General features: G+C 40.3%; 6 protein-coding genes and 1 pseudogene. 6 read left to right on the top strand and 1 reads right to left on the bottom strand.

Annotated elements, in window-relative coordinates; translation table 11 throughout:
- Window positions 1-292, top strand: a pseudogene (locus tag AC1DG9_RS17160) (hypothetical protein); the annotation flags it as partial.
- A gap of 49 nt (window positions 293-341) precedes the next feature.
- Window positions 342-863 (top strand): hypothetical protein, encoded by a 522-nt coding sequence (locus AC1DG9_RS17155; RefSeq protein WP_477634945.1) that lies wholly within the window; start codon window positions 342-344, stop codon window positions 861-863.
- A gap of 22 nt (window positions 864-885) precedes the next feature.
- Here AC1DG9_RS17155 and AC1DG9_RS17150 read toward each other — a convergent pair whose 3' ends face one another.
- Window positions 886-3429, bottom strand: a complete 2544-nt coding sequence (locus AC1DG9_RS17150; protein WP_477634944.1) for an SEL1-like repeat protein — start codon at window positions 3427-3429, stop codon at window positions 886-888.
- A 227-nt stretch (window positions 3430-3656) separates the two neighbouring features.
- Here AC1DG9_RS17150 and AC1DG9_RS17145 point away from each other — a divergent pair, with 227 nt between their 5' ends.
- The 4 genes from AC1DG9_RS17145 (at window position 3657) to AC1DG9_RS17130 (ending at window position 9754) form a co-directional block, all read left to right on the top strand.
- Window positions 3657-4247, top strand: coding sequence for a sigma-70 family RNA polymerase sigma factor (locus AC1DG9_RS17145; protein ID WP_288880226.1), 591 nt, complete (start codon window positions 3657-3659; stop codon window positions 4245-4247).
- Window positions 4248-4369: 122 nt separating this feature from the next.
- A complete protein-coding gene (locus AC1DG9_RS17140) occupies window positions 4370-5383 on the top strand; it encodes a FecR family protein (RefSeq protein ID WP_288880224.1) in 1014 nt (337 codons plus the stop codon).
- 232 nt (window positions 5384-5615) lie between these two features.
- Entirely contained in the window at window positions 5616-8915 is a 3300-nt protein-coding gene (locus AC1DG9_RS17135; protein ID WP_477634943.1) for a TonB-dependent receptor, read from the top strand.
- Between the two features lie 11 nt (window positions 8916-8926).
- On the top strand, window positions 8927-9754 hold the full coding sequence (locus tag AC1DG9_RS17130; protein ID WP_172663616.1) for a hypothetical protein: 828 nt from the start codon (window positions 8927-8929) through the stop codon (window positions 9752-9754).
- The last annotated feature ends 232 nt before the right edge of the window (window positions 9755-9986 follow it).

Genomic DNA, 9986 nt, shown 5'->3' with positions numbered 1-9986 from the left:
GTTTTATATTACAGCCAATTTCAAATTAAACCAGATGCAGCATTTGCTTAAGGGGCAAGCTGTGAAAATTATTATGGATGATTTACCTGAAATTCGTCTTTCGGGAAAAGTATCAGAGATCGGCAAACTAAAAAATGAATCTCCTTTTAGTTCACCTAGCAACCAGAGTGGGAATTATGTGAAAATGGTTGAAAAATTTCCTGTTACCATTAAAGTCGAAATACCACCAGCTGATAAGGATAAGTTTAAAAGTCGAATGAGTTGTATTGTCAGTGTGGCTACAGCTCGATAAAATAATGTCGTAAGTTGAGAGTGATTGTTTAACAATTTTTAAGGAGTAAATGGAGAGTCGTCAAATTGAAAATTCGCAAATACGATTGCAAGAAAATATTCCACTGACTGAGGAGGAAATAAAAGAAATGGAGATAGGACAAAAAGCAACCATGAGAATTGTTACAATTACGATCATTGTTGGCATATTGTTTTTGGGGATAATTGCTGTTTTATCTGTAGAAAAGGAAACCTTAGACAACCTGAAGTATTATGATTATATCGCTTTCTCCTGCATAGCATTATTATTTTTTAGTTTTTGCTATTTCATTGCCATGCTGGCCGATAGGTATAACAAGTACAACTGGAAGAAGGATAAACTAAACGGAAAAAATAAATTAACGAGTGTAGTGATTAACCGTGATAAAACAGAACATGCAGAATACCTAACCTTTGCCGGACCATTTAAAAATGAAAAAATAAGGATTGAGGTTAAGCAAGAGGATTACAATCGTTAYAAARYWGGATCTAAAGTTGTTGTTACTTATCTGAAATTTAGCAAAAAGGCCCTTAAAATCATTGATTCTTACTGAGAAACAGGAAAAATCTATGGTCCTAAAAACCAAACCAGCCTTTCTTTTTGGCCACAAGGTCTTCTGGTATTTCCAAACCTGCTGCTTTGGCCGCATCGATATGCTGCTGTACTTTGTTTTTATCCTTAAAGCCTGTTTCATTCTGATAAATCAAGGCAAGATCGATATGTGCCTGCTGATACCCACGGTCTAACGCGCTTTTAAAGCTATCGATTGCCCTGATCACGTTTTTGTCGGTTCCTAACCCATTTAAATAAAAAATACCCAGATTGTAGGCAGAAACATCAATCCCCTCATCAGCGCCAAGCTGATAATAATGCAGCGCCTTTTCATAATCGCCTTTTAAATCATAAAGATAACCTAACCAGTTATTCATGGGTTCACCCAGATCTGCAGCAGTCTGGTAGTATTGAAGGGCCTTATCGTTATCGGAGGGAAGCAGCAAATCTTCGGAATACAAATCACCAAGATTGTTATTTGCTATTGCCAGTGACATTTCAGCGGCTTTATTTAGCCAGAACAGCGCCTTCTCTATATCTACAGGGGTACCCACTCCATGCTTATAGCACATTCCCAGTCCATTCATTGCATTTTCATTGCCAGACAGGGCACTTTTATGGTACCAATAGAAAGCTTTATCGTCGTCAAGAAATCCTTCAATATTATAGTAAAGGTGCGCAAGATTATTCATGGAAAGTGCATATCCTTTTTCGGATGYAATGGTGTCGTAGTATATTGATTTTGCATAATCCCTGGCGTTGTAAGCCGCTATGGCCTTTACGCACAGATCATGGACAGAGGTCAGTTCATCGGTTGTCTGTTCACCATTTCTGCTCAGCCCTTTTGCGTAGGCTAAAAGTCTTTTCCTGCTTTCAAACTCAAAATAGTAAGCGTAATCCTCGCCGGCATGTTCCAGCGCAACTGATTTGGGGGTAGGAGTGATGCCAGTCTCGCTAACGGAATAAACGTTGTCTGCTTTAAATGCATAAGCAAAACCATCTTCATTAGGTTTCTGAACAACCAGGTCAAATTCAAAATCGCTAAACTCACTGGTTGCCGTATTAGCGATGCTCCACATCTGTTTTTTTTGCAACGTGAAAACGGTTTCATGAAGCCAAAGAATTTGTTGATAGTCATCAAGTGGGATTAACCAGGATGGTTGCTTCGGATTGCCGTCATAAATGCCTTTTTTCTCTGCCTGATGGATTAGTGCGATGTCACTTATCCCATCATTAACTCTGGCACGGATATCCAAAATTGCATCATACAGGCAGGGCAGCACATAGCTTTCGTTTTTCCTGCTGATGAGGCCGTGTTTCTTATCTTTTCGGATTACCAGCAAGTCGTTGAAATTTGTTTGTCTGTTTATTTTTTCAAATCCGCTATCCAGCAGGCTTCCGTCTTTTTTGTACAATAAACTAGAATTAAGACCTTTATGAGGCTTAATTAATAACAGTCCCTTATCCAGGTTTTCTATAGAATCGATTGGAAATTCGCCAAGGTATTTAAAAAACTCATTGTAAATCTTTTGGTTTTTCTGTCCACTAATCTTGGTGTAATAAAAACCATATCCGGAATCAATTACCTCTGTGTGTTCAAAATCAATTACAATACGTCCTGAAGCATCAATGACACCCCAGAAAGTTTCTTTTTTTGCACTAAAACAATTCCCATTTCCAATCGTTTCTATTTCATCATAAACAAACTGAGTGATCTGATTGCCTTTTGTGTTAATCAATCCTGATTTTTTTTGGAGTGTAGCTACTGCAACACCTGAATATTCGAAATCAAAGGCATCTTCCCAGATTAGCGGAATTGCAATTCTTCCGGCGGTATTTACATATCCGTATTTGCCATTTTTTGACACTACTGCCAAGCCCTGCGATCCAAAGCTGTAAAATTCATCAAATTGAGCGTTTAGTAAAACCCGGCCATCGCTATCCTTTAGTCCCCAAAGGTTATTTTCTTCAAATATTTCATAGGGAAGGTTCTCTTCATCAGCCACCCAGATACAGGACCAGCCGTAATCGTAGCCTTCATAATTTAACAGTTCAGGGAAAGCGTTAAAACCAGGACTGACATCATTAAGATCTTTATAATTCAGCAGGCTGATATCCCCAGCGTCCATCGCTCTGGTAATTATCTGATTGTTATGGGCAATGTTAGCCAGCCAAAGCTGGGCCTGTTCCGCATGAGGCGTATCCTCCATATTCAATACGTCCCAGATGTCCAGGTGAAAATAGCGCCCTGTAAGCTTATCCAGGTAATTGAACAGCTTGTCGCGGGCTTCATTAAACTTTTCTATATCTGTGATCAGACCAGGTTGGTCTTCTAGAAATTTATAAAACCGCTTCAGATTTTCAATTCCAGGTTCGGAATCAAAATATAATCCGGAATCATTAGATTCCACATGATTGTTATAATTATTACCTGAAATGAAACCTCCCTCTACTAATAATGGATGAAGCATAAGTGGCATTTCGTAACCCCATTCCATCATCATCTTATCGGTATTTTCGGCAACTGATGGGGTATTGATATTGTATAAATAGGCGCGGTGTGACATTCAGTCTATATTAAATGGCTTACAAATGATGCTGAGCCTAGAGCCAATTTTATGCCATTTGTTAGCAAAAACCAAATCACTCTTCAAAATTAAAACTCATTTGTAATTCTTCTCCAAGTAGTCGAGGTACATGCTGGTAAGATTAGATATAACAAATAGTTAACATACATTTAATGCGCTATTGTATCTCTCTAATGTACTTTTGAGAGCAAATAAATATTGGTCAAATGTCCCCAAGTCTGAACGAACATGAACTAATCAATCTTTGGAAAAACGGGGATGAAGGCGCATTCGACAAATTATTTAAACTTCATTTCCATAAATTACTCAGATTTGCTTCCCGGTATATTCACGATAGTGAGCTGGCAAAGGAAATAACAATGGACGTCATGTTCAAAGCATGGCAAAAGAAAGAAGAACTCATAAGCCAGAGTTTGGAGCCATTTCTTTTTCACCTGCTTAAAGGAGCTATGGTGGATCAATTCCGTAGGAAAAGTATTCTCTTCTTACCAGTTGATCAGATGCTTGCCGAGCCGGAGTCCAGAGAAAGAGCCGATGATCGAATCAATTACAGCCAACTTAGTTCATTGTATCAGGAAAGCCTGAACTGTCTCAGTCCCCAAAGAAGGCTGGTACTGGAAATGCGCCAGCAACAGGGAATGAGTTACAAGGAAATAGCGGATGAACTTGACATTTCTCCTAAAACGGTAAACCGACACCTTACAGATGCAGTGCATACGGTTAGAAGTTTAGTGCGGAAAAAGGGGGATATCACTCTTTTGTTTTTGCCTGCCATCGCAATCTTTATTTTTTGTTAAATATTTCCTTCTCATTATCAGTTGTTTATGTTGTTTTTGACGAATACCCGCATTTTGCATTGGGTATAAGTTCTGTTTCTTACGGTATGTATAGATAGCGCACTTGCTCTAATACCGAAGGCATGAAAACAGAAATAGACAGAGAACTTTTAGTCMGATATATCAATGGCAAGTGTACTGCTGATGAACTACTTCATGTAAAGCATTTTCTTCAGGATCCCGGATGGCAGCATGCACTGGAAGCAATACTGGAAGCCGACTTTTCTACAGTTGAGCCTGCGCCGCAAGCTGATGAGACGACKTTGGAAGAGTGGAACCAGGAGTTTCGAGATAAGTATTTCAAAAAAATGCCGATGAAATTGTGGTACACAAAATGGATAGGTTATGCTGCCGCTTGCCTCCTTGTTCTGGGTATTGGAGGATATTTGCTGGGCGAACATTTGGTAAAGACCAAACCGGCCTTTACAACAGCTAAGGTGATGATAGAGAAAACCAATCCGAGGGGTATCCGCTCCAAGGTGACGCTACCGGACAGCTCTGTGGTTTACCTGGGCGCGGGAAGTAGTATCAGGTATCCTCAGCAATTTGCCGCGAACGAACGAAACTTAACACTTACAGGGGAAGCTTTTTTTGAAATATCAAAAAATCCCAAGCGGCCCTTCGTGATCCATACTGGCGAGATACAGACCACTGTGCTGGGCACCTCTTTTAAAATCACGGCCTTTAAAGATGATCCGTTGTTTGTTGAAGTGGCAACCGGTAAAGTAAGGGTATCCAGGAAGGAAAATACAAAAGTGGCAGAACTTGCGGTGCTTGTCCCAGGAGAAGGAATATCATGGGATCATCAGCTAGGAAAGGCATCAATAATACCTGTTGACGTCTCGGCAATCCAAGGATGGTCATCAGGGGAAATTACCTTTAAAAATCGTTCTCTGGCACAAATTGCGGATGAACTGGAAAACTGGTACAATATTGAAATCAGATTTGCAGGGTCTGCGTCGGTTCGTAAGCGCCTCTCCTTGAGTGTTGACGGGAAAGCCTCACTTTCGGATGCGCTGGATATCATCTGCAATACAGCTGACCTGAAATACCGTTTTAACGGAAGACAGGAAATTATTATATCCGGCAAAGAATAAAATGGAAAGGAGAAAAATGAAGGGTTAATCTTTACTAAACAAAAAATCCGTTCCCGGTAAACCGGAAACGGAAAATGTGATCACACGCAATAACATGTTTACCAAGACGCTGTACCGCAGGTGAAATGTTCCAGGCCAGGCCTGGATTAAATTAAAGTGCTTTTATCAAACAACATTAACATTCAAAAATATGCATAATGTAGTAAAACTACGTCCAACAATTCGATTTATAATGAAATTATCCCTGATTATTGCCGTCTTCCAGCTCACCTTTGTCGGAGTCCTGCTTGCCAGTGATGTATGGGGTCAAAATCTCGACAAGCTAAAGATCGAGATTAAACTTAACAATGCTTCTATAGAAGAAGGCCTCATTGCGCTTTCTAAAAAAAGTGGCATAAGGATTTCCTATGCTGATGATATGCTCCGGAAAGAAAGTAAAAAGATCACGTTAAACCGTAAWGATATTACGGCAGGAGCTGTTTTACGAAGCATCCTGGAGAAAACCAATCTTACGTATCGACTTTTTAAAAATTACATTGTTATTGATGCTAAACCTGTTCCGCAACAGCCTGGGCGTATTACTGGTAAAATCACTGACGACAGGGGTGAAGCGATGCCCAGCACAACGATTAAAATTGTAGAAACCGATCAGACGGTACAAACTTCAGTAGATGGGAAGTATAGCATTAGTCTTAAGCCGGGAACGTATACCCTGGAAATCAGCTACATTTCCTATCAAAAGCAGCGTATTACAGATGTAGTGGTTAAAGCAGGAAGCAACACAGCACTGGATATATCCATGAAACCTGATTCGAAAGGCTTAACAGAGGTAATGATAACTTCAACCTATAAAAAAGCATCGGTAGCGGGGCTATATGCGCAGCAGAAAAATCTGTCCAATCTTTCAGATGGGATTTCTGCAGAGCAAATTGCTGCAACACCGGATAAACATGTAGGTGAAACGCTGAAACGCATTACCGGGGTATCCACCAATGAAAATAAAAAAGTAGTAATCCGTGGTATTGCAGAGCGTTACAATGTATCTCTGCTCAACGGGAGCACTTTACCAAGTACAGATGTTCAGGAACGCGATTTTGAGTTCAACCTGATCCCCACCAACCTGGTCGAAAACATTGTGGTGTCCAAGTCGATCACTGCAGATATGCCTTATGGATTTGCCGGGGGGTTGGTTCAGATCACTACTAAATCTGTACCGGAAAGCAATTTTCTTTCCATAAGTGCCGGAACCTCTTTTAACACCCGCACCATTGGAAAAGATTTTCTGGGATATGGTCGTGGCAAATATGATTACCTGGGTTTTGATGATGGAAACAGAGATCATTTTCCGGCTGACCTGCTGAATCTTGTGGGTAAATTTGATCCAACAAAGGATGAGAGTCAGAACGAAATCAAAGCTCCACAGGTTGGTGAGCAGAACAAGCGTATAGGAGGGACAGGGCGTTTAGGTACACGCAGTTTTCAGTCTATGCCCTCCCAAAATTACCAGCTGAGTTTGGGCAGGGCATATTCGCTTAGTGAAGCTAAAGTACGCAAACTCGGTTTTGTGGGTTCGGTAAGTTACCGGAACACGCAAACCAATGATTATGTTTCTACCATGCGCCGCGGAGACTGGGCCCATGAACCTGCTCGCCAAGATGACCCTACTGATGTAAATACCGGGAATATATATGGTTTTAATACAACCTTGGGATTACTGCTAAACGGGGGCTTGAAAACAGAAAATCACCAGATCAATACCTACAATTTATATACAAGGATATTTGACAATAGGTTTAGCCGCTATACCGGCTGGAGTTTTGAAACTCCGAAAAATGATACGGACACGAAATATGGGGGTATTTTAGAAGATGACCGACCTAAATTTACAGATTTGTTGCAAAACAAAGTAAGTGGCACGCATCACTTTAAATCRCTCACAATTGACTGGAGTTTAGCGAGGACATCTTTAAAATCGCTTGAGCAGGATGCGATATCCGCCTCGCAGAGCCCCAGGGAAATTGGAAATAGGGTGCTTTACATTTATCAGCCAGGCACCGTAAGCGATCCTGGTTCAGGCCCACTGCACCGTGATGAATATATCTACAAAGAAAATAATTTTGATGGTGTGATTAGTGCTGCATACGATTTTAGGCTTGGCAAAACCAGACATGTCTTTAAAACTGGAGTGAATTATTTAAAAAAGCATGCGTTTTACGATTGGGAGGTGCTTCCTATCGTAAAAGGGACAAATTCAACTGTTCCAGTAGAACTGATTCCCATTCAGGACTGGGGCAATTACATGAGCATGGAAAACGCGGGAAACAGTTTGTTCTATTTCAAGCAAGATTACACTTCAAATAAATTTGAAGCTAAAAGCATAAATAAGGGCGGCTTTGTAATGTTAGATCACAAATTGTTACCAGGCCTTAGGGTGGTTTGGGGAGGCAGGGCTGAATATTTTAAGTTGGATACCATAACAAACTCTGCCAGTTTGCTCAGGGACAAAAATAGTAAGATCTTCTTTGAAGAAAAGAAAGACTGGTATTTTCTGCCTTCGGCGAACATTACTTATTCCCCTTTAAAAGATCTGAACCTACGTGCCTCCTATGCAAAGTCAGCTGTTCGTCCAGGATTGATGGAAAATTCAAGGTTCTCTCGTTATAACCCCAATTATGGATCGGTTGTGAGGAGCAATGGGGTTAGCAGTACGCTTATCGATAATTACGATGCCAAGATCGAACTGTTTCCCGGCGCAGGAGAACTCTTGTCGGCAGCCTATTTTTATAAATATTTTGATAAGCCTGCAGAATATTATAGGATAGACAATGAAAACAATGGCAGGGGTTACATTACCATTTCAAACTCTGACTGGGCAAAGGTAAGCGGATGGGAATTTGAACTTCGTAAAAGTTTAGGTTTTGTGTACGATGGACTTGCTTTTCTAAAGAACGTATACGTTAGCGGCAACCTTACGCTTCAAAAATCAAAAGTAAGGGCACGGGAGGTGCAATATGAAAAAACGGCTGCTGGAATCGATACGATGTATTATAAATACATGAAATATCCCCGTGCCTTATATGGGCAAGTTCCAGTATTGTATAATGCAGGAGTACAATACGCTGGTAAAAAACTAGGTTTAAACATTAGCTTGAACCATTCCGGTTATAAGACTTTTATCACGGGGATAGAGCCCTCTTATGTTGAATATGAAAGGCCGCGAACACAAATGGATGCACAGATCAGCTATAGATTTCTTCAAGGAAAACTAGAAACCAAATTAAACATGAGCAACCTGCTTGACGCACCTTTTCGTTATTTTATTAATGATCCAACGACCTATGAATTAAAACCCGGAAATGAGGGCAAGTTAGACCTGGAATGGAGCGACAAATACAAATATAAATTTGGTTTCTCGGAGAAATTTGAAGAGGGATATATGGATCCGGCTACAAACAGGCTGGTCGGTGACAGACAAACTTCTACCCGTTATACTGGCCGTACTTTCAGTCTCTCTATTTCTTATAATTTTTAATTTAAATGATCATGATCAAAACATTTAGAATAATTTACCTGGCAGCTATTTTGCCTATATTGCTGTTCAGTGCCTGTGAAAAAGATGGTATCCATATGATGCCCAAGATAAAAGCCATCAACAAAGAATTTAGCATAAGCGGTTTTGTTGTAGGCGATACTGTTGAACAATATTTTGACGGTGTTAAAATGCGGGATTATTACGGACAGGTTAGGACTGTCTCTTTTCAGAACCAGCTTGCCTTTGAAAAGGACGAGATTAACATGGAATTGAGAAGAAAAAGTAACGGAGAGACCATTTATCGTCAAACATTTAACATCAATGACAAGCAAAATGTTGTTCCTCGTTTTTATTTCGACGGCTTGAAATTCAACAAGGGATATACTTACCCGGATCCGCAGGGAGATGAATATACAGCGAATTTTTATGTGGATCCCGCTGGCGGTTTTCCCCCGGTAGATATTAATATTGAGGTACTTGAGTACTATTTTGACGGTACCAAGCCAGATCCTATTATCGTGGTAAATACCACGACCATTCCCATTGCAGAAAATGTTAAGGCAGGAGCATGGACGCCCTACCTGAAAGTTCAAGTACCAATAGCCACCCCGCAACAAAGTGGCACTGAACTTTACCCGATTGTAGTGGTCAGGGATGCAAAGACCAAAGACTATTATGTCAATAAGAATAGGGACCAAAGTACAATTAATATGGAAATTCCTTACGACGGGGTTTCTCCGGGTAAGGTGCAGAGTCTATATCTGAACAAGATACCGAGTGGTACAGAAAAAAAATTCTTTCTGGAGTTCTATGATCTTGTCCAGTTGTTTCCCCGCTAATTGTCTGGGGTGTTAATTATATAAGATTTTGTATGGGGCGTATAGTTCCCTCATTCGAAGAGAAACAAAAAAAGCCTGCAAAGATCGTATGATTTTGCAGGCTTTTTCTTGGTTATGATACCACTTTGGCAAAGAGTGGAGGTTTCGAACCCAGCTCTAAATGCAGCTTTATTTCGTATTTATGGCCTTTATAGTAATTAATTTTAATTGGATAACACAGAAAGTGAATATA

This window comes from Pedobacter sp. 05L430 (assembly GCF_056397585.1).
Note: the sequence above shows the minus strand (reverse complement) of the source record. Positions and strands in the feature narration are given on the sequence as shown.

Bases quoted from the DNA above. Each gene is read 5' to 3' on its own strand.
- AC1DG9_RS17145 (WP_288880226.1), top strand. From the start codon at position 3,657: ATGTCCCCAAGTCTGAACGAACATGAACTAATCAATCTTTGGAAAAAC.
- AC1DG9_RS17130 (WP_172663616.1), top strand. From the start codon at position 8,927: ATGATCAAAACATTTAGAATAATTTACCTGGCAGCTATTTTGCCTATA.